The 18,733-nt window shown below is 60.6% G+C and carries 22 protein-coding genes; 17 read left to right on the plus strand and 5 right to left on the minus strand.

Annotated elements, in window-relative coordinates:
• Positions 1-140: 140 nt before the first annotated feature.
• On the plus strand, positions 141-554 hold the full coding sequence (locus GKA01_RS06325; RefSeq protein ID WP_146860321.1) for a hypothetical protein: 414 nt from the start codon (positions 141-143) through the stop codon (positions 552-554).
• A gap of 96 nt (positions 555-650) precedes the next feature.
• Here GKA01_RS06325 and GKA01_RS06330 read toward each other — a convergent pair whose 3' ends face one another.
• Both GKA01_RS06330 and GKA01_RS06335 read right to left on the minus strand, forming a co-directional pair.
• Positions 651-1,097, minus strand: a complete 447-nt coding sequence (locus GKA01_RS06330; protein WP_146860323.1) for a CHRD domain-containing protein — start codon at positions 1,095-1,097, stop codon at positions 651-653.
• A gap of 42 nt (positions 1,098-1,139) precedes the next feature.
• Positions 1,140-1,712, minus strand: a complete 573-nt coding sequence (locus GKA01_RS06335) for an HNH endonuclease (RefSeq protein ID WP_146860325.1) — start codon at positions 1,710-1,712, stop codon at positions 1,140-1,142.
• A 143-nt stretch (positions 1,713-1,855) separates the two neighbouring features.
• Here GKA01_RS06335 and gluQRS point away from each other — a divergent pair, with 143 nt between their 5' ends.
• Positions 1,856-2,707, plus strand: a complete 852-nt coding sequence (gene gluQRS, locus GKA01_RS06340) for a tRNA glutamyl-Q(34) synthetase GluQRS (RefSeq protein ID WP_146860327.1) — start codon at positions 1,856-1,858, stop codon at positions 2,705-2,707.
• On the opposite strand, the gene GKA01_RS13980 is transcribed toward gluQRS, so the two are convergent.
• On the minus strand, positions 2,692-2,823 hold the full coding sequence (locus GKA01_RS13980) for a hypothetical protein (protein ID WP_264789201.1): 132 nt from the start codon (positions 2,821-2,823) through the stop codon (positions 2,692-2,694). The two genes, gluQRS and GKA01_RS13980, sit on opposite strands and share 16 nt — an antisense overlap.
• Positions 2,820-4,265, minus strand: a complete 1,446-nt coding sequence (argH, locus tag GKA01_RS06345) for an argininosuccinate lyase (protein WP_146860329.1) — start codon at positions 4,263-4,265, stop codon at positions 2,820-2,822. Before argH ends, GKA01_RS13980 begins: the two co-directional genes overlap by 4 nt.
• Positions 4,266-4,280: 15 nt before the next feature.
• On the opposite strand from argH, the gene GKA01_RS06350 reads away from it, so the two are divergent.
• Genes GKA01_RS06350 through GKA01_RS06405 form a run of 12 tightly spaced genes read left to right on the plus strand, consistent with a single transcriptional unit; the run spans position 4,281 to position 14,637 of the window.
• On the plus strand, positions 4,281-4,886 hold the full coding sequence (locus GKA01_RS06350; RefSeq protein ID WP_146860331.1) for a TlpA disulfide reductase family protein: 606 nt from the start codon (positions 4,281-4,283) through the stop codon (positions 4,884-4,886).
• On the plus strand, positions 4,883-5,458 hold the full coding sequence (locus tag GKA01_RS06355) for a TlpA disulfide reductase family protein (RefSeq protein ID WP_167506324.1): 576 nt from the start codon (positions 4,883-4,885) through the stop codon (positions 5,456-5,458). Before GKA01_RS06350 ends, GKA01_RS06355 begins: the two co-directional genes overlap by 4 nt.
• 46 nt (positions 5,459-5,504) lie before the next feature.
• Positions 5,505-6,161, plus strand: coding sequence for a TlpA disulfide reductase family protein (locus GKA01_RS06360; protein ID WP_146860335.1), 657 nt, complete (start codon positions 5,505-5,507; stop codon positions 6,159-6,161).
• A gap of 16 nt (positions 6,162-6,177) precedes the next feature.
• On the plus strand, positions 6,178-6,942 hold the full coding sequence (locus GKA01_RS06365; RefSeq protein ID WP_146860337.1) for an N-formylglutamate amidohydrolase: 765 nt from the start codon (positions 6,178-6,180) through the stop codon (positions 6,940-6,942).
• Positions 6,939-7,769, plus strand: coding sequence for a shikimate dehydrogenase (locus tag GKA01_RS06370; RefSeq protein WP_146860339.1), 831 nt, complete (start codon positions 6,939-6,941; stop codon positions 7,767-7,769). The genes GKA01_RS06365 and GKA01_RS06370 overlap by 4 nt, the downstream gene beginning before the upstream one ends.
• Before the next feature lie 3 nt (positions 7,770-7,772).
• Positions 7,773-8,378 (plus strand): dephospho-CoA kinase, encoded by a 606-nt coding sequence (coaE, locus tag GKA01_RS06375; protein ID WP_146860341.1) that lies wholly within the window; start codon positions 7,773-7,775, stop codon positions 8,376-8,378.
• Positions 8,375-9,061, plus strand: coding sequence for a DNA polymerase III subunit epsilon (dnaQ, locus tag GKA01_RS06380; RefSeq protein WP_146860343.1), 687 nt, complete (start codon positions 8,375-8,377; stop codon positions 9,059-9,061). Before coaE ends, dnaQ begins: the two co-directional genes overlap by 4 nt.
• Positions 9,061-9,981: a glycosyltransferase family 9 protein gene (locus GKA01_RS06385; protein ID WP_146860697.1), complete on the plus strand. Its 921-nt coding sequence runs from the start codon at positions 9,061-9,063 to the stop codon at positions 9,979-9,981. The genes dnaQ and GKA01_RS06385 overlap by 1 nt, the downstream gene beginning before the upstream one ends.
• A 36-nt stretch (positions 9,982-10,017) precedes the next feature.
• Positions 10,018-11,067, plus strand: a complete 1,050-nt coding sequence (locus GKA01_RS06390) for a glycosyltransferase (protein ID WP_167506325.1) — start codon at positions 10,018-10,020, stop codon at positions 11,065-11,067.
• Positions 11,067-12,827, plus strand: a complete 1,761-nt coding sequence (gene asnB / locus GKA01_RS06395; RefSeq protein WP_146860700.1) for an asparagine synthase (glutamine-hydrolyzing) — start codon at positions 11,067-11,069, stop codon at positions 12,825-12,827. The genes GKA01_RS06390 and asnB overlap by 1 nt, the downstream gene beginning before the upstream one ends.
• A gap of 49 nt (positions 12,828-12,876) precedes the next feature.
• Positions 12,877-14,196 (plus strand): dihydroorotase, encoded by a 1,320-nt coding sequence (locus tag GKA01_RS06400; RefSeq protein WP_146860348.1) that lies wholly within the window; start codon positions 12,877-12,879, stop codon positions 14,194-14,196.
• Positions 14,197-14,241: 45 nt separating this feature from the next.
• Entirely contained in the window at positions 14,242-14,637 is a 396-nt protein-coding gene (locus GKA01_RS06405; RefSeq protein ID WP_146860350.1) for a hypothetical protein, read from the plus strand.
• 60 nt (positions 14,638-14,697) lie between these two features.
• On the opposite strand, the gene GKA01_RS06410 is transcribed toward GKA01_RS06405, so the two are convergent.
• On the minus strand, positions 14,698-15,000 hold the full coding sequence (locus GKA01_RS06410; RefSeq protein WP_146860351.1) for a hypothetical protein: 303 nt from the start codon (positions 14,998-15,000) through the stop codon (positions 14,698-14,700).
• Between the two features lie 198 nt (positions 15,001-15,198).
• Between GKA01_RS06410 and GKA01_RS06415 the strand changes: the two genes are divergently transcribed.
• From GKA01_RS06415 to der, 3 genes are read left to right on the plus strand one after another with little or no spacing between them, the layout of a single operon-like run.
• Positions 15,199-15,879: a tetratricopeptide repeat protein gene (locus GKA01_RS06415; RefSeq protein WP_244289174.1), complete on the plus strand. Its 681-nt coding sequence runs from the start codon at positions 15,199-15,201 to the stop codon at positions 15,877-15,879.
• 47 nt (positions 15,880-15,926) lie between these two features.
• Positions 15,927-17,291 carry a PQQ-binding-like beta-propeller repeat protein gene (locus tag GKA01_RS06420; RefSeq protein ID WP_167506326.1) on the plus strand — a complete coding sequence of 455 codons (1,365 nt, stop codon included), beginning with the start codon at positions 15,927-15,929 and terminating at the stop codon, positions 17,289-17,291.
• A gap of 4 nt (positions 17,292-17,295) precedes the next feature.
• Entirely contained in the window at positions 17,296-18,675 is a 1,380-nt protein-coding gene (gene der / locus GKA01_RS06425; protein WP_146860353.1) for a ribosome biogenesis GTPase Der, read from the plus strand.
• Positions 18,676-18,733: the final 58 nt, after the last annotated feature.

Consider the following 18,733-nt stretch of genomic DNA (forward strand, 5'->3'; position numbering starts at 1 on the left):
TGGATCTGATATGCTGAGAACCCCGCAGTGATGCGGGGTTTTTTCTGTGGAGTTTGTTTTGCGCCGGAGAGGCACGAGCAGGCTTGCCGGTCTCTCCGGGGAGTGACAGGGTGAGTCTATCTGAAAACAGGAGACTCTCGATGTCGATCCGGTTCATTTCCTCTTCCGCCCCTCTGCTGCTTGCTGCTCTGGCTGTGATGCCTCTGGGAGTTGCTTCGCAGGCTATTGCGGCTGACACGGCCGAGAAGCCCTGCGAAACCGATCTGTGCCGGACTGTGCGTCAGTCCTGGGCTGCAGTTCGTCATGACACGTCCGATGCGGCGCAATGGACGAAGAAACAAAGCGTCAAGGGCTGGGACGCTACGAAGAACGGTGTCTCTGACGCCGCGCACTGGACCGGAAAGGAAAGCAGGAAGGGCTGGGACGCCACCAAGAAAGGCACGAAAGAGGCCGTTCACGATACGGGCGCCTGGACGAAAAAAACTGTTCACGACATCGATCCGGGACAGCCTGCCAAGGCTCCCGAGACGAAAAATGCGAAGACTGGCGATTAATACCGCCTGTTCGGCAGATGCTGATCTATCTTTGATATAAAAAAGGGCCTGCCCATAATCGGGCAGGCCCTTTTTTCATGGCTCGCGATGGGAGATTTATTCCATGTGATGCTTGTGGCCTGTCAGATCGGTCGTAAGCTGGGCACGGGCTTCGCCGTCCGGGTATTTCTCGGTGTGGAGGTTGATATAGCTCTGTCCGGCCTGCACCTCCTTGACTTGCTCAGGCGTGAGCTGGAGCGTGCCTGTCATGCGGGTCGTGTACGGGCCGTCGATTGGGGCCAGAACGCCAGCGTCCTGACCATCTGCAGCAGGACCATGCAGGTGAGCGGCCGTGACTGGCCCTGAAAGGCCGTTATCTTCAAAACGGTAAGTCAGCGTATTTTTCGTGGTGTCCAGCATTGCAGACGCCGAACCCTTGATGGGCGCAGTGGCACCATGCTCGTCCTTGAACGGGCCGAAGAGATGCAGTGTTTCGGCTGAGGCGGGGAGAGCGGTGGTGGAAAGGCCAAGGGCCAGTGTGGTCAGCAGAAGTCCGGTACGCATGGAAGTCCATCCTTGCAGAAGTTGGACTGGTAAAACGCCTGCTCAGGTTTCGAGTTCGGTGTTCCAGTACAGATAATCGTGCCAGCTTTCGTGAAGATAATGGGGTGGGAAGGTCCGGCCGTTTTCTTGAAGAAGACGGCTGCTGGGACGGACGGGTTTACGGTGCGGATGCATGCCCAGTTCGCTGGGGAGTTTTGAGCCTTTCAGCAGATTGCATGGGCTGCAGGCCGTTACGACGTTTTCCCAGGTCGTCCGGCCACCGCGGGCACGGGGGATGACGTGATCGAAAGTCAGTTCGTGCGTGGGTAATCGGTCATGACAGTACTGACACGAGAAATTGTCCCGCAAAAAGACGTTGAAACGGGTGAAGGCTGGTTTGCGGGCTGTGGGAATGTAATCCTTCAGCGCTATGACACTGGGTAGACGCATGCTCTGGCTGGGGGAGTGGACGACGGCGTCTTCATATTCGGAGAGGACTGAGACGCGGTCGAGGAAGACGGCCTTGACGGCTTCCTGCCAGGACCAGAGCGAGAGCGGGAAATAGGACAGCGGACGGAAATCCGCGTTCAGGACAAGAGCCGGAAAATGCTGACCGCTGACGGACACCACACGCATCCTTTCTGCAAGGACGACACATGCGGGGTTACGGCGCCGAATGAAAACGGGACAAACAGCGGGAAAACACGTGTCGTCGGCTTCTTTGAAGAAACTATTCCAGTAAACTGCGCAGACCGCAAGCAAACGCTGGTGACACATTCATGACGATTCCCGTAACGACACGATTTGCGCCGAGTCCCACGGGATTTCTACATTTGGGGCATGTCGTTTCGGGCCGCTACTCGCGGATCATGGCGGGTGACGGCGGAAAGTTTCTGATTCGTATCGAGGATATTGATACGACGCGCTGTACGCCGGCACTGACGCAGGCTTTGCGTGAGGATCTGGAGTGGCTTGGACTGTCGTCAGACGGGCCGGTCCGGCAGCAATCGGCGCATCTGGCGGAGTATCAAGCCGTGTTGGCCAATCTGCGGGAGAGAGGGGTGCTGTACCCGTGTTTCTGCACGCGGCGGGAAATTGCTGATGCAGCGACGCAGGTCGCACCAGATGGGAGTCTTGTTTATCCGGGGATATGTCGCCACAGCGTGGCGCGGAAAGTGCAGGGGCGTGATCCGGCTTGGAGGCTTGATATGGGCCGGGCGCTGGATGTGTTGCAGGACGTGCCGGGCTGGTATGAGGTCGGGCACGGTCGCGTTGCCGGGAAGGCTGACGCGTTCGGCGATATTGTTCTGGCGCGGAGGGATACGGGCGTTTCGTATCATCTGTGTGTCACGCATGACGATGCGCTTGAGGGCGTGACGACCGTGACGCGGGGGCGGGATCTGTATGAGGCGACGTCAGTCCAGCGTGTGTTGCAGGAACTGATGGGCTGGCCAGAGCTGACATACGCGCATCATGCACTCATTCTGGATGCAGACGGGCAGAAACTCTCCAAGCGTGACGGCGCGGAGGGCGTGCGGGTTTTGCGGCAGGAGGGGTGGACGGCCCGGCAGGTTCTGGACCATCCACGCGTGCTGCAGGCTCTGGAAGCAAGCGCTTATTCCGGTGGATAAGTTCCCGGATAGGTGATGTCCTGCGACGGGCCGGGGGCGTGTGGGGCGCCTTTCTTGCCGCAGGCGGTCAGGCCAAGAGCCACGACCGTCATGCCGACGAGCAGCAGTTTTTTCATGCGGTTTCTCCGAGTTTTGCGAGCCAGGCTTCGGCCTGATGCGTCACATTGGCCGGTGCGGTGCCGCCTTCACTGGTGCGGGATGCCAGAGAGGCCTCGACGGTCAGAACATCGAAAACACCCGCGTTGATCTGCGGTTCGACGGACTGCATGTCTTCCAGCGACAGATCCGCCAGATCGCAACCTTTCTGTTCCGCCATGCCGACCAGACGGCCCGTGACGTGATGGGCGGTGCGGAAAGGAACGCGCAACTCGCGGACCAGCCAGTCGGCGAGGTCCGTCGCGGTGGAGAAGCCCATTCCCGCGACTTCGCGCATCCGGGGAGCGTTAGCTTTCAGATCCCGGATCATGCCGTCCATGGCGGCGAGGGAAAGCGTCATGGCTTCGGTGGCATCGAAGACGGGCTCCTTGTCTTCCTGCGTGTCTTTGGCATAGGCGAGGGGCAGACCCTTCATGACCGTCAGCAGGCCTACGAAATCGCCCATGATTCGGCCGATTTTGGCGCGTACCAGTTCGGCGGCGTCCGGGTTACGCTTCTGCGGCATGATGGAAGAACCGGTCGTGAAGGCATCTGACAGCGTGACGAAACCGAAGGGCGCGGAGGCCCACATCACGATTTCTTCGGCCAGACGCGACAGGTGCATGGCCTGAAGCGAGAGGGCGGACAGGAATTCGAGTGCGAAGTCACGGTCCGACACGGCGTCGAGCGAATTGGCGGTCGGTCGGTCAAAGTCCAACGCTGCGGCCGTCATGCGGCGGTCGATCGGAAAGGACGTGCCTGCAAGGGCGGCCGAACCGAGCGGGCATTCGTTCAGCCGCGCGCGGGCGTCACGCAGACGGCCGCGATCACGCGATAGCATCTCGACATAGGCCAGAAGGTGATGGCCAAACGTGACCGGCTGGGCGACCTGAAGATGGGTGAAGCCCGGCATCGGCGTTGCGGTATGTTCCAGCGCACGGGTGGCGAGGGAGCGCATCAGGGCGGTGGTCTGGTCCTGAAGGCCGTCGATGGCATCACGCACCCAGAGGCGGAAATCGGTGGCGACCTGATCGTTGCGTGAGCGGGCCGTGTGCAGACGCTTGCCTGCCTCACCAATCCGCTCGGACAGGCGCGCCTCAATGTTCATATGGATGTCTTCGAGGGCCGGGGAGAACTCGAAGCGGCCTTCGCCGATTTCCTGCGCGATGTCCCCAAGGCCCTGACGGATTTCGGCAAGTTCTGTCTCGGTCAGCAGGCCGACTTTCTGGAGCATGGCGGCATGGGCGAGGGAGCCACGGATGTCCTGTCGCCACAGGATCTTGTCAAATCCGATGGAGGCGTTGATCTCACCCATGATGGCGGCCGGACCTGAGGCAAAGCGGCCACCCCATTGTGGATTGGCAGCTGTGCCCTCAAAGGACGTGGCGGCATCTGATTGTGTGTCGACAGGAGCGTTTTTCATGATAACCGTAAGCAGATGATTCGGAAGCAGATCGACCGGCGAACCCTTCTTGGAGGAGCTGCCAGCCTAGCTGCGGCAGCTTCCCTCTGCAATTGCGGGCTGGGGACTTCCGCCCGCGCAGAGGATGCAGAAGCCGTGCATCCTGTATTGCCTGCGCTCGCTCCAGGAGCGCCGACCCTCGTGCCCGTCAATCTGAGACTGGCGGGGCCGGATGGTACGGCGCTCGATCTTTCTACACTGCGCGGGCGGCCGTTTATCCTGCATTTATGGGCGACATGGTGTCCGCCATGTCGCCTGGAACTGCCCGCTCTGAACATGTTTCTTGAAAAAACGGGAGCAGAAGTTCCCGTTATTCCTGTCGCCGTGGCCAGTCCGCTGCCCAAGGTCATGATGTTTCTGGCACAGGGGCATCTGCCCCATATTGCACCCTGGACACTGACGCAGCACGAGTTTTCCCAGTGGTTCACGTCCGGTGAACCCAGCCTTCCGATGACCTGTGTGATTGATGCGCAGGGCCGTCTGCGGTCGCGCGTCGAAGGCGAAATGGCGTGGAATGCTCCGGAGGCCCGGTCCGCTTTCGAAAAAATCCTGTCTGGGCTTCAGTCTTCCGGGCCTGCTTGAACAGGCGGATTTTCAACAGACGTACCTTTATTCTTGGTACGGCGGGGCTCGCAGCCCTGACCGGCGTGGGCGCGTCGCGTCTGGCGGGGTTGGTCGTGCGTCGTGGAGCACCGCTTGCTAGTCTTGTCCCGGACAAACCAGTCGGCGAGCCGGTTCGCTTTTCCCTTTCCGGACTGGACGGAATAAATCAGTCGCTGCCTCTTCACAGGCCTTTTCTGCTGCATCTCTGGGCAACATGGTGTTCACCCTGTCGACATGAACTGCCCGCTCTTGCCGCCTTCATGAGGGACTGGGGAGCAGATTGTCCCGTGGTCCCTGTTGCGGTGTCCAGCGGGTCGCCGGAAAAGGTCAGAGCTTTTCTGACACAGAGCGGTGTGTCGGGCCTGCCGGTCTGGACGGTGGAGGATGCGGATCTGAAAGCATGGGTCGGGACGGAGCAGCTTGCCATCCCCGTAACATTCCTGATTGATGGTGACGGACGTGTTCGTGCTTCGGCTTCCGGACCGCAGGACTGGAGCGGAGCGGGTGGCGCTGAAGCCCTGCGTAAGATTTTCGCCGGGATGCGTGGCTGAGACCCGCTATCCGGATTCTGATGCTGACGAGAAGGACTTTTGCGATATGACTATTTTTCTGACACGACGACATCTGCTGGGTGGTGCCGGCGCCGTGATGGGGGCTGCTCTGCTTTCAGGGCAGGCCTTTGCTGCGGCCGAGAAAGAAGAGGCTTCTCACGGACTAGCTTTCGAGCCGAATTCTTTTGGCAGGCTTGCCGTTCCGAAAATTCTGCCGGCGCTGAGCGTTAAAAATGAACAGGACCAGGACGTGCCGCTGTCTCACTGGTACGGCAAACCCTTCATTCTGCATTTCTGGGCAACGTGGTGCCCGCCCTGCATCCGCGAACTGCCTTCGGTGAATGCGACGGCAAAGGCCCTGGGTGCGGAAGGACCACAGATCGTGCCTGTAGCTGTGCGTGGCAGCACGATTCCAAAGGTGCGGGCTTTCTATGACAGTCATGGAATCGATACGCTGCCGGTGCTGGTCGATCCGGTATCGGGCGTGATGATGGAAACCGCGGATCAGACGGCTCTGGTCCAGTCGGTCCGGCAGGTCCGTCCTGAGGACCTTAAGGGCCTGACAGGCGACATCATGTCCCTTCATGGCGTGCCGCGGTCGCTGATCCTGAATGCGAAAGGCGAGGTCGTGGCAGAGTCCATCGGGAACATGGACTGGTCTGCGGACGCCGTGAGGCATACTGTGCAGGCTCTGGCTGGATAGTAAGAGTAAGATTCTGATGTCTGTTCCCCTTCTCGGCGCCGGTGATCCGGCGCCCTTCCTTCTGTTTCCGGAAAAAACGCCGTCTCCGTTCGTGTTCGTGAGTGATCACGCAGGACGGGCGGTTCCGGATGCGCTGGGGGATATGGGGGTGCGGACGGAGGACTGGGATCGGCATATCGCCTGGGATATCGGCATCGTAGGTGTGGGGCGCATTCTGCACGAAACGCTTGGGTCCGCGCTGATCGAGCAGGTCTATTCCCGCCTCGTGATAGACTGCAACCGGGCGCCGGGCCATCCGACGTCCATGCCGCTTGTAAGTGATGGAACGCCGGTTCCGGCCAATCAGACGGCGCAGGAGGTATGTCGTGCGAAGCGGGAACGGGAGATCCTGCATCCGTATCATGACACGATCGCCGAAGTTCTGGCCGAACGCGGCTCTCGTCCCACAGCTCTGATTGCACTGCATAGTTTTACGCCGCAGATGAACGGCAAAGACCGACCGTGGCAGATCGGTATTCTGCACAATCAGGACAGCCGCATGGCGTCGATCGCGCTGGATCTTCTGCGTGAGGATAAGACGTTGTGCGTGGGCGATAACGAGCCTTACGTCCTGACTGATACGTCCGATTATACAGTGCCACGCCATGCAGAAGCCGCGGGACTTCCTTATCTTGAGATTGAAATCCGGCAGGATCTGATTTCCGGGAAAGACGGACAGCGGGACTGGGCGGGACGTCTGGCGCTTTTGCTGCCGAAAGTCTGGGAAAGGCTGGCGGCATGATTGACGGTCATACGAAACTTGCAGGCGTCATGGGCTGGCCGGTCGAACATTCGCGCTCTCCGCGGATGCACAATCACTGGTGTCGGGTGAATGGGGTAAATGGCGCATATGTGCCGTTGCCAACGCGGCCTGAAGGGTTTGATCAGGCGCTACGCGGATTGGCTGCCGCGGGTTTTCAGGGCGTAAACATCACGATTCCGCATAAGGAAGCGGCAATGATGGCCTGCGATGAACTGACCCCGACCGCAAAACGTGCCGGTGCGGTCAATACGATCTGTTTCGTGGCAGGACGCATTATCGGCGACTGTACGGATGGCACGGGTTTTTGTGACAATCTAAGTGCGCATGACGTGCAGATCGATGGACGCGCCATGATTCTGGGAGCGGGCGGCGCTGCGCGAGCGGTTGCGGCGGCGCTTCTGGATCATGGCTGTGAAGTCGTGATTGCCAACAGGACGCTCGAGCGTGCTGAAGCGCTGGTCGACGCGCTGGGCGGAGGCGAAGCCGTCGCGTGGTACGAATGGCCGTCGTTGCTGTCGGGTTGTTCGCTTCTGGTGAATGCCACCTCCATGGGAATGGGTGGGAAACCTGGCCTGGACTGGGACGCGGCTCTTCGTGAAGCTGCACCGGGGCTGTGCGTGACGGATATCGTCTATACGCCGCGCGAGACACCGTTGCTGCTGGCGGCTCAGGCGCGTGGCCTGCGAACGGTGGACGGTCTGGGTATGCTTGTCCATCAGGCGCGTGCCGGTTTCCGGGCCTGGTTCGGTGTTGACCCGCAGGCAGATCAGACAACGTTTGATCTTCTGGCTGCCAGCCTGCGCTAGAGCGTGAAAATCATTGGTCTGACGGGCGGAATGGCGGCCGGGAAGAGCACGGTCGCGGCCCTGTTCCGCAGGGCCGGAGTGCCGGTTTTCGATGCTGATGCGTGCGTTCGCACGCTTCAGGGTGAACAGGGCAGGGCGTTGCCGCTGATCGGAAAAACGTTTCCCGGAACAGTAAGGAACGGCCATCTGGATCGTGGTGCCTTGCGAGAGGCTGTACGGACACGGCCCGGTGCACTGAAACGTCTGGAAGCCATCATGCATCCGCTGGTGCGGGCCGAGCGCGTGCGTTTTCTGAAACAGTGTCAGGCACGGCAGGAGCCGTTCTGCGTGCTGGATATTCCGCTACTGATGGAAATCGGCGAGGACCGGCGCTGCGATGTGGTTGTCGTTGCGGAAGCTCCGATGGGCACGCGCCTGTCGCGTATCCGCCAGCGGGGACGCAGCGGGGGCAGTATGAGCGTTGTTGATGCCAAAGGGTTGCTGGCGCGCCAGATGAGCGACCATGAGCGCAGACGCCGGGCCGACATCGTGATACGAACCGGCCTGTCACGTGGACAGGCCGCCCGGCAGGTCCATGCCCTGTTGCACCGGCTGCGTGAGGCGTCATGAAACGATCCATCCTGTTCGATACGGAAACCACGGGATTCGACCCCGATATGGGCGACCGCATCATCGAGATCGCGGCGCTCGAACTGATCGATGATCTTCCGACGGGAGAGGCCTATCACGTCCTGATCCATCCCGAGCGTGATATTCCGCCCGAGGCGACCAAGGTGCATGGGTTCCGGATCGAGGATCTGGAAGGAAAGCCGAAATTCGCCGAGGTGGCGGACGGTTTTCTGGAGTTCATCGGGGACAGCCCGATGATCGCGCATAACGCTCGGTTCGATTTTAAATTCGTCAATGCAGAACTGGTCGCCTGCGGTCGTGAGCCTCTCGACTATGCCAGCCGGGCCATCGACACGGTGGAAATGGCACGGAAGAAATATCCCGGTCTACCTGCCAGTCTCGATGCGCTATGCCGCCGGTTCGGAATCGATCTGTCTCAGCGTGGGACACATAACGCCCTTCTGGACTGCAAGCTTCTAGCGGAAGTTTATGTTGAGCTGATGGGCGGCAGGCAGCGCGGACTGGGTCTCGCCGGCCCGTCACGGGCCCAGGAGATGATGGAGGGCAGCACGTTTCTCGCCAACCGTCAGCCCCGGAAAATGGCCCCGCCTAGCGTTGAGGAACTTGAAGCGCATGCGGTGTTCATGAGCACCATTAAGGACCCGGTGTGGTCCCGCAGCTGATGCGGATCCTGTTTGTTACTGCCAACCGGCTTGGGGACGCGGTCATTTCCACAGGTGTTCTCGACGCACTGCAGAAACGGTATCCGGCGGCGCTTTTTACTGTAGTCTGCGGGCCAGTGGCGGCAGGTCTTTTCGAAGCTGATCCTCGATGCGAACGCATCATCGTTATGACCAAACGCCGACATGACCGGCACTGGCTGGATCTCTGGCGCGACTGCTTTCCCACGCGCTGGTTCATGGTCGTGGACCTGAGAGGCTCGCTTCTGGGGCTGACCTTGAGGGCTCGGCGGCGCGTTATCGTGCGCGGTGGTCGTCGTCCGGGACGCCGGATCGAGCAACTCGGCCATGCGCTCGGATATCGGCGGACGCCGATGCCACGTGTGTGGACAACTGCCACACAGCGCGAGCAGGCTATGCGCCTCCTGCCGGAAAGGGGTTGGCTGGCATTGGGGCCGACGGCGAACTGGGATGGCAAGATCTGGCCAGCGGAACGGTTTGTGGAACTGGCGAAGGCCCTGAGGCCCCTACATCTGCGTCCTGTCGTGCTTTACGGTCCCGGTGACGCGGAGCGGGAGCGCGCGCTTCCGGTATTAGGGGCGCTTCCGGACGCTCTGGATCTTGGAGGAAGCCCCTCTCTGGGAGAGGTTGCGGCCCTTCTGATGCGCTGTACGCTCTTCATTGGAAATGATTCCGGTCTGATGCATCTGGCTGCGGCGGCCGGCACGCCTACGCTGGGGCTGTTCGGACCTTCCCGTGCCTCGGAATATGCGCCAGCGGGCCGGATGGCGCGTTATGTGGAAGCGCCCGGGCCCGAGGGTCATGCGCCGATAAGCGGACTGTCCGTTGCGACAGTCCTTTCGGCCGCCCGGAAAATCCTGAGTGAAAAAGACGTTTCCGTCTCCTGCATTGGTGCTGACTGACTTGATGCCCTGTCGGTCATGGCCGATAGAAGAGAGATGAATTCTGCATCGCCCAATGGGGACCGGGGCCGCGTGGCCCATGTGATGGCTGGCGCTCCAATGGGGGGCGCAGAGTTATTCTTCGAGCGTCTGGCCATTGCGCAAACGCAGGACGGGCGTTCCGTGCAGGCTTTGATCCGGCATGATGACGCCCGGCGGGAGCGCCTCGAAGCGTCAGGCGTCGAAACCTTAACCTATCGCTTTGGCGGCCTTCTCGATCTGGGGACGAGACCAGGATTGCGGCGCAGTCTTGCGGCGTTCGGGCCGGATACTGTCGTGGCCTGGATGAGCCGTGCGGCTCGGATGGTGCCGTCAGGCCCCTGGCGGATTGCGGGGCGTCTTGGAGGGTATTATGACCTGTCCAACTATCGCCGCTGCGATCATCTGATCGGAAATACCCGTGGTCTGGCGGACTGGATGCGGGCTGAGGGCTGGCCGGCGGACAAGGTCCATTATCTGCCTAATTTCGTGACTGACTTCTCATCTGTAATGCCGCAGCGTCCGGAGTTTCTTCCGCCGGACGTTCCGTTTGTGCTGTCACTTGGACGACTGCATGAAAACAAGGCCTTTGATGTTCTGATCCGGTCCATGAAGCATCTGCCTGGTGTGCATCTCGTCATTGCGGGTGAAGGGCCGGAGCGCGAGGCGCTGGAGACACTGGTGCGTGCCGAAGGTGTGTCGGATCGTGTGCATCTTCCCGGCTGGATCGCGCAGAGTGGCCCCTGGCTTCGGGCCTGCGATGTGCTGGTCTGTCCGTCACGCGTCGAACCGCTGGGCAATGTCGTGATCGAGGCCCTGTCCGCGGGCGTGCCGGTTGTTGCGAGCAGCATTCAGGGGCCGCGGGAAATTCTGGAAGGAACGGAAGATGGGCTTCTGGCTACGGTCGAGGATGAGCGGGATTTTGCGGCGCAGATCGGGACCGTTCTTGAAGATGGTGCGATAGCGAAACGGCTTGCCGGGAATGGCCGCAAAAGATTTGAACGTGAATTCGCGCAGGAGGTCGTCATGCGGCGATGGTCGACCTTTCTCGATGGGGTGCGGGGCTGATGTGTGGAATCGCAGGTCTGTCCTGTCTGCCTGGACATCACCCGGATCAGGATGCGCTGGATCGGATGTCACGGGCGATTTTCCATCGCGGTCCGGATGGCGAAGGGAGGCTGGATCTTTCAGGCGCCGCTTTGCGACACAGGCGGCTGTCGATTGTCGATATCGCAGGTGGAGCACAGCCGTTTCGCCTCGGAACTTCAGCCCTGATTGCGAATGGCGAAATCTATAATGATCAGGCCATTCGCAGGCGTTTTCCCGAGACATGTTTCAAAACGAAAAGCGACTGCGAGCCCCCGCTGCATCTGTGGTTGCAGGACGGTGCCGGATATACGCATGAACTTCGGGGCATGTATGCGATCGCCATCGTGGAGAACGAGCACGGGCGCCATGAAATGGTGCTTTCCCGCGATCCGTTCGGGATCAAACCGCTCTATATCGCGGCCTATGAAGGGGGCATTGCCTTCGCGTCGGAGCCGCAGGCCCTTCTGGCCGGTGGTTTTGGCAGGCGCAGTGTGCGCGAAGGCGTCCGCGATGAGTTGATGCAGCTTCAGTTCACGACGGGGCAGGACATCATTTTCGAAGGTATCCGTCGTCTGCTGCCCGGCGAGACGCTGCGGATCGTGGATGGCAGGATTGTAGAGTCGCGCAGGCGACACGTTCTGCATGAAGCCCGCGATATCGTACCCGCCCACCTGACTGATACTCAGGCGTTGGCGAGGCTGGAAACCGCGCTTCTGGACAGCGTTGAGGCGCATCTGCGCGCGGATGTGCCGCTTGGGCTGTTCCTGTCCGGTGGTATCGACAGTTCGGTTATTCTGGCTGCGGCCCATCGGCTGGGGCTGCCTCATCCGCGGACATGGACGGCCCGTTTTGATAGCGGAAAAGCGGATGAATCCTCCGATGCAGCATTTCTCGCCGCTGCGGTCGGCGCGGAGCATCATGTCCTGACCGTGACCGAGGGCATGGTCTGGAAGGATCTTCCCGCCATTGTGGCGAGCATGGACGATCCTGCTGCTGATTATGCGGTGATCCCGACATGGTTTCTCGCACGGGAAGCCCGCAGGGACGTCACCGTCATTCTCAGCGGGGAGGGGGGGGACGAGTTGTTTGCGGGATATGGCCGATATCGACGGATCATGAAGCCCTGGTGGAAAGGGGGACGTGCGCCGTACCGTTCGGGGACTTTCGGGCGGCGCTTTTTGAAAAATGGTCGGCAGTGGCGGCGTGGTATTGCCATGACGGAGCTTGCGGTTGGCCTGTCCGGGTTGGAAGGTGCGCAGGCACTGGATATCGCCGAATGGCTCCCCAATGATCTGCTGCTCAAGCTGGATCGCTGCCTGATGGCGCATTCTCTTGAGGGACGTACCCCTCTGCTGGATCCCGTCGTGGCAAAAGCCGTCTGGCCCCTTCCAGCGCATTTCAAGGTGCGGGACGGTTACGGGAAGTGGCTGCTGCGTCGCTGGCTTTCAGAGGCCTTGCCGCAGGCGCGGCCGTTTGCCCCCAAACAGGGATTTACGGTGCCTGTAGGGCAGTGGATCGAGGCACAGTCCCCTCGCCTTGGGCCGCTTGTGGGACGCCAGCCCTGCATCAGGGCCATGATGCCGGAAACAGATGTAGAGCGCCTGTTTGCAAAAGCCGGACAGCGCGGCATGGCCAGGCAGGCCTGGACGCTGCTGTTTTTCGCGCTTTGGCATCGCCATCACATCGAAGGGGTTTCCGTAGACGGTGATACGTTCGAAACTCTGGCACGCGCTTCATAAGCAAACCGAATTCCGGCCTGACGGGCCTGCTGATTTGTGAGGACAGACCATGCATTACGATCTGATTATCCGTGGCGGACGCTGCGTTTTCCCCTGGGGTGAGGCTGAGGCGGATATCGGGGTACGGAACGGCAAAGTGGCATCGCTTTGCGCTCGCGCAACGGACGAAGCGGATCGCGTCATTGACGCACGTGGGCTGCATGTTTTGCCGGGACTGATCGATGCGCATGTCCATCTGCGGGACCCGGGCAAGCCGGAAGTCGAAACCCTCGAGACGGGAACCCGCGCTGCGGCATTGGGCGGAATCGCGACTGTTTTCGACATGCCCAACACGTCGCCAAGCGTTACCGACGTGACGATGATTGACTGGAAGCGCGATCATATCCGCAAGACAGCTCATGTGGATGTGGGGATGTATGTTGGCGCGACCCGCGAGAATACGCCGGAACTGGCGGTTCTTGAACAACAGCCGGGGATCTGTGCCATCAAGGTCTTCGCCGGATCGTCAACGGGCAATCTTATGATTGAGGACGATGCAGGGCTGGAGGCCGTCATGCGGTCGGGACATCGCCGGATCGCCTACCACTCCGAGGACGAATACCGTCTTCAGGCCCGTAAACCGATGTTCCATGAAGGTCAGCCTTACGAAACGCACAGCGTATGGCGAGATGTGGAATGTGCGTTTCTCGGAACGAGACGTATCATGGCGCTGGCCCGCAAGACCAACCGTCCGGCACATATTCTGCATGTCTCGACTGCTGAGGAACTGGAATATCTGGCGGATTATCGCGATATTTCTACGGTGGAGGTTCTGGTCAATCATCTCACGCAGGTCGCACCGGAATGTTATGAAAAGCTCGGTGGTCTGGCTGTCATGAACCCCCCGCTGCGGGACCGGCCGCACTGGGAAGCAAGCTGGCAGGCCGTGCGGGATGGTCGGGTAGACGTGGTGTCGTCCGATCATGCTCCGCATCCGCTTGAGGCAAAAAAGCTACCCTGGCCGAAGTGTCCGGCGGGTCTGACGGGAACGCAGACGATCGTTCCCGTGATGCTCGACCATGTAAATGCGGGGCGTCTGTCGCTTTCACGTCTGGTCGATCTGATGGCGGCGGGACCGGCACGGGTTTACGGATTGCAGACCAAAGGTCGTATGGCCGTCGGATTCGATGCCGATTTCACGCTTGTGGATATGAAGGCCGAGCGCGAGATTACCAACGACTGGATCGTCACGCCTGCGGGCTGGACCCCGTTTGATGGAACGCGGGTGACGGGCTGGCCCATGGCGACGATCGTGCGTGGAACGGTCGTAATGGAAAATGATGAAGTTCCTGGAACGCCCACAGGCGAACCTGCCAAATTTGCGCCTTGATCTGGGCGTAGGGCGCGCATCGCTTCGATCAGGAAAGGGAGCTTTATGAGACGTTGGGTTGCCGCCAGTCGCAGAGCGGTTCTGTCCGGCCTGTTTTTCACGGGCGTTGTCTCCACAGGTGTTGCTGGTGCGGCTGACACGGCTTGGACCGCGTCAAAATGCGGATCTGAACCGCAGGCGCCCGCGGTGAAGGCCGCGACTGTCGCCCAGTATAACGAGAGCGTCGACCGGGTGACGGCTTATGAAAAAGCGGCCCGTGTTTACAACACCTGCGTGGCGGCGCAGGCCAATCGGGAAGAGACGGCGATTAGCCAGGATGCCAGTGCGCGGATTTCGCACATCCATGCTGGAAGTGCCGCCGTCCAGTCCCATATCGCGGCCTCTTTTCAGGTTCTCTCGGCCAACCTCGCGACTGCAGGCCATAAGCTTAGTCATCATTGAGGCTGCAAGGGCTGGCGAAAGGGTTCCGGCCTTGTGCTACGACCACTTCGGCATCTGCGTTTACTGGCCCATACGGGTCTGATTCTGTCCGGGAGTCAGGCCCGTTGGCCCTTCGTAGGTCTGGCGTGCCACATTGGGCATGAGGTCCGGTCGCGCCCAGCATGTCGTGCCCTCGAAGCTGGTCGTACAGTAAGGCTGCGGAGGTGGCGGCCCGACCGGACGGGAGCAGAAGCTTTCGTCATCATACAGATAGGCCGTGCTACAGTCCTTGCCGGTAATGGCTGATGCGATACGATCTGGCGCGCAGCCTTCAAGTGCGCAGAACATCAGTGAAAACAGCAGAAGCGGGACGGGTTTTTTCATGACGCTCAGGATGCGTCCGTCGCCGTTAAGGAAGTCTGAATGTGAGCGGAGTTTTCCGTTCCGATATCATTTTCGCCGGCTATTTCCCGGGCATACGATTCTTCACGGCTCTCCTGAACGCGTGAAGCGTTTGCCGCAAAGGTGCGCCGTCTGTATGGTTGGGCGAATAGCGTGAAGACCGATCCAGCAGGGGACCAGGTGGCAGACGATTTCATCACTCAGGTGAACGAGGAAATGCAGGCGCAGAGGCTACGGGCCATGGCACGGCGGATTGGCGCTGTCGTCGGGGTCGTGGCGCTGGTGGGTGCCGTTGGCGGCGGGATATGGGGCTGGAACAGTCATGCCCGTCATGTTGCGCAGAAGGCGGCCTCGGCGCGGTATTTTACCGCTACCACGGCTTTGTCTGATCCCAAGCACGACGCCGCGGCCACGCGGAAGGCGACTGAAACCTTTCAGGATCTTGCGGATCACGGACCAGTAGGTGTGCGCTCTTATGCGGCCCTGCGTCTGGCGGATCTTCAAAGCCAGAACGGACAGACGGACGCAGCTCTGAAGACATGGCAGAGCGTTGCGGACGACACGGCTGCAGAGCCGGCTCTGCGCGACATGGCGCGTTATATGCGTCTCAATGCACAGACCGCGACCGCTGACCCAAAGACGCTGCGCCCGGGCTATGAGGCGCTGGCACAGAGCGGTGGTGCATGGGCTTCCCTTGCCCAGGAAGGACTTGTCGCACTGGATCTGCGTTCTGGGGCCACGGATGATCAGCAGAAGGAGGCCCGGCGCATCCTGACCCAGATCGTCGGTAGTGCAACCGCGACCGAAGGGGTACGTGCCCGCGCGCAGGCCCTGCTCGAGACATTTGGAGACGCCGGCTGATGCGCCGTCCTGTTCTTTCCCGACCTTCCTTCTCCGCAGGCTCTCCGATGGCGCGCAGAAGTCTTCTGCGGACGGCCTGCACCGGGAGTGCTCTTGCCGTACTCGGTGGTTGCAGCCTGTTCGAAGATGACAAGAAGCCGCCTCTGGCCGGGCATCGCGTCAACGTGCTGTCCACCGGTGCCGGCCTGACGGTGGATCATGACGATCATACCCCGATCACCCTCGGGTCGGCCCAGCCCGTTCGGGAGTGGTTGCAGGAAGGGGGACGTCCGTCACATGTGTCCGTGAATGCGGCGTGGAACGGCCCGAATCTCGCCTGGAGCCAGTCGGTCGGTACGCCGACTGATCCGTCCAGCTTTCTGTCGATGATCGCCATCATGCCGACAAACCGGGGGGCTATCCAGTCGCCGCCGGTTATTGGCAATGGTCATCTTTTTACGACGGATGCGCAGGGCGTGGTTAAGGCATGGACATGGCCTGAACGCCGCCATGTCTGGACACGTCAGCCTGCCTCGACAGCCAGTCGCTCCACCAATATCGGTGGTGGTCTCGCACTGGACGGAGACACGCTCTATATCGTAGACGGTGTTGCGCAGGCTCTGGCGGTCGAGGCGCTGACGGGCAAGGTCAAATGGCGTGTCAGCACCGGAACGCCGGGACGGTCCGCACCGACCATTGCTGAAGGTCTGATGGTGTTCGGGACGATCGACGAACGTCTGATCGCGCTGAACGCCAACACCGGTCATCAGGTCTGGACCTATCAGGCGACTGCTTCCGATACGGTGATTTTCGGTCAGTCCGCTCCGGCCTTCGTGGATGGCGTCATCCTCGCGGGTTTCGGAAGTGGCGATCTGGTCGCACTTCGTGCGGCATCGGGCGAGATGGTCTGGAGTGACAGTCTCGGTGGGTCCAACGGCATGGGTGCGATGCTCGATTTTTCCTGCATCCGCGGCGCTCCTGTTATTATGGACGGGACGGCATATGCCGTATCCATGTCCCGCGTTCTGGTCGCGATCGACATGCGCTCCGGCCGGCGTCTCTGGGAACGCGAGGTGAGTGGCCAGAGCCCTATGGCGATCTGTGGAGACTGGATGTATGTCCTGTCCACGGATCAGCAGATTGCCTGTCTTGACCGTCTTTCCGGCCATGTCCGCTGGATCACGCAGCTTCGCCGTTTCATCCGCGAAGATGCGGAAAAAGATGCCATTGCATGGGTGGGACCGCTCCTCGTGGACGGCAAACTGATCTGTTTCTCCACTTTCCCGAAAGAAGGCATGGCGGTTCTGAACGCTGTGACCGGAAAACTTGAACTGACCCGTAAGACTACCGCGTCGTGTCAGGTTCAGCCGATCGTTTGCGACGGTCAGGTGCTGACCCTGTCCCAGGACGCCGTTCTGCGGGCCTATGGCTGAACGAATGACCTCTGAGAACCTGCCCGTCGTTGTTATCGCCGGGCGCCCGAATGTCGGGAAATCTACACTCTTCAATCGGCTCGTCGGCCGTCGTCAGGCCATTGTGTCCGACATGCCCGGCGTCACGCGCGATCGCAAGGAAGGCGAAGCTCTCCTGCGTGGTCGTCGCGTGAAGCTGATCGACACGGCCGGACTGGAAGAGGCCGCGCCGGATACGCTGTATGGGCGAATGCGGGCCTCGTCCGAATCCGCTGTGGCCATGGCGGATCTGGTGCTGTTCTGCATCGATGCGCGTTCTGGCATCACGCCGGCGGATGCCCATTTCGCAAGCTGGCTCCGTCGCCAGAACCGTCCGGTTCTGCTGATTGCCAACAAGGCGGAAGGGCAGGCGGGGACGAATGCGGCTCTTGAAGCCTATTCGCTGGGACTTGGCACGCCACTCGCGCTCTCTGCCGAGCATGGTGAGGGCATCGCGGATCTCATGGGCGAGATTGCTGAGCGCCTGCCGCCTGCCGAGAAAAACCGCCGTCGCGAAGCGCCGAAGACTGAGGGGGAGGAAGAAGAGCGTCCGGCAGGGCCGCTTCGTCTTGCCATTATCGGTCGGCCAAATGCGGGGAAATCCACACTCCTGAACTGCCTGCTGGGCGAAGAGCGGATGATCACCGGTCCCGAAGCCGGTCTGACGCGCGATTCCATTGCGGTAGAACTGCATGACGAGCATGGACCTATCCAGCTTGTAGACACAGCCGGTATGCGCAAGCGCGCTCGTGTTGAGCAGCATCTTGAGAAAATGTCGGTCTCGGCTTCCATCGAAGCGCTGAAGATGGCCGAGGTGGTCGTGCTCGTTATTGATGCAACACTGGGGGTGCATGAGCAGGATCTCCAGATCGGCCGTCTTATTGAGCGCGAGGGCAGGGCCTGCGTCATAGCGCTGAACAAATGGGACGCGGTTGAGGACCGGAACGCGACGAAAAAAGCGATTCTGGACCGTCTGGAAATCTCGCTTGCGCAGGTTCGTGGTATTCCGGTCGTGACGTTCTCTGCTCTGACCGGGGCGGGCGTGCACCGTCTGTTGCCTGCGGTGCGGGATGTCTATGAAATCTGGAATTCGCGGGTCTCCACAGGCGAACTGAACCGGTGGTTCGAGGACGCGCTTGAGCGTCACCAGCCGCCTCTCGTGGACGGTCGTCGCCTCAAGCTGCGCTACATGACGCAGGTCAAAGCCCGTCCTCCGACATTCCTTCTGTTCGGGACGCGGGCCGAGCAGCTTCCGGATTCGTACAAGCGATATCTGGTGAATGGTCTGCGTGAAACGTTCCACATGCCGGGCGTTCCGGTGCGGTTACAATTGCGGGGAACGAAAAATCCTTACGCGGAAAAGTGATTTTCCATTCGTTTGGATGTAGACCACGTCCCTGATTGATCATTAAGACAGGACCGAA

Origin of the sequence: Gluconobacter kanchanaburiensis NBRC 103587 (genome assembly GCF_007988905.1) — a bacterium.
GTDB classification, from domain to species: domain Bacteria; phylum Pseudomonadota; class Alphaproteobacteria; order Acetobacterales; family Acetobacteraceae; genus Gluconobacter; species Gluconobacter kanchanaburiensis.

Coding starts and splice junctions, on each gene's coding strand:
- GKA01_RS06325 (WP_146860321.1), top strand. CDS start 141: ATGTCGATCCGGTTCATTTCCTCTTCCGCCCCTCTGCTGCTTGCTGCT.
- GKA01_RS06330 (WP_146860323.1), bottom strand. CDS start 1,097: ATGCGTACCGGACTTCTGCTGACCACACTGGCCCTTGGCCTTTCCACC.
- GKA01_RS06335 (WP_146860325.1), bottom strand. CDS start 1,712: ATGCGTGTGGTGTCCGTCAGCGGTCAGCATTTTCCGGCTCTTGTCCTG.
- gluQRS (WP_146860327.1), top strand. CDS start 1,856: ATGACGATTCCCGTAACGACACGATTTGCGCCGAGTCCCACGGGATTT.
- GKA01_RS13980 (WP_264789201.1), bottom strand. CDS start 2,823: ATGAAAAAACTGCTGCTCGTCGGCATGACGGTCGTGGCTCTTGGCCTG.
- argH (WP_146860329.1), bottom strand. CDS start 4,265: ATGAAAAACGCTCCTGTCGACACACAATCAGATGCCGCCACGTCCTTT.
- GKA01_RS06350 (WP_146860331.1), top strand. CDS start 4,281: ATGATTCGGAAGCAGATCGACCGGCGAACCCTTCTTGGAGGAGCTGCC.
- GKA01_RS06360 (WP_146860335.1), top strand. CDS start 5,505: ATGACTATTTTTCTGACACGACGACATCTGCTGGGTGGTGCCGGCGCC.
- GKA01_RS06365 (WP_146860337.1), top strand. CDS start 6,178: ATGTCTGTTCCCCTTCTCGGCGCCGGTGATCCGGCGCCCTTCCTTCTG.
- GKA01_RS06370 (WP_146860339.1), top strand. CDS start 6,939: ATGATTGACGGTCATACGAAACTTGCAGGCGTCATGGGCTGGCCGGTC.
- dnaQ (WP_146860343.1), top strand. CDS start 8,375: ATGAAACGATCCATCCTGTTCGATACGGAAACCACGGGATTCGACCCC.
- GKA01_RS06385 (WP_146860697.1), top strand. CDS start 9,061: ATGCGGATCCTGTTTGTTACTGCCAACCGGCTTGGGGACGCGGTCATT.
- GKA01_RS06390 (WP_167506325.1), top strand. CDS start 10,018: ATGAATTCTGCATCGCCCAATGGGGACCGGGGCCGCGTGGCCCATGTG.
- asnB (WP_146860700.1), top strand. CDS start 11,067: ATGTGTGGAATCGCAGGTCTGTCCTGTCTGCCTGGACATCACCCGGAT.
- GKA01_RS06400 (WP_146860348.1), top strand. CDS start 12,877: ATGCATTACGATCTGATTATCCGTGGCGGACGCTGCGTTTTCCCCTGG.
- GKA01_RS06405 (WP_146860350.1), top strand. CDS start 14,242: ATGAGACGTTGGGTTGCCGCCAGTCGCAGAGCGGTTCTGTCCGGCCTG.
- GKA01_RS06410 (WP_146860351.1), bottom strand. CDS start 15,000: ATGAAAAAACCCGTCCCGCTTCTGCTGTTTTCACTGATGTTCTGCGCA.
- GKA01_RS06420 (WP_167506326.1), top strand. CDS start 15,927: ATGGCGCGCAGAAGTCTTCTGCGGACGGCCTGCACCGGGAGTGCTCTT.
- der (WP_146860353.1), top strand. CDS start 17,296: ATGACCTCTGAGAACCTGCCCGTCGTTGTTATCGCCGGGCGCCCGAAT.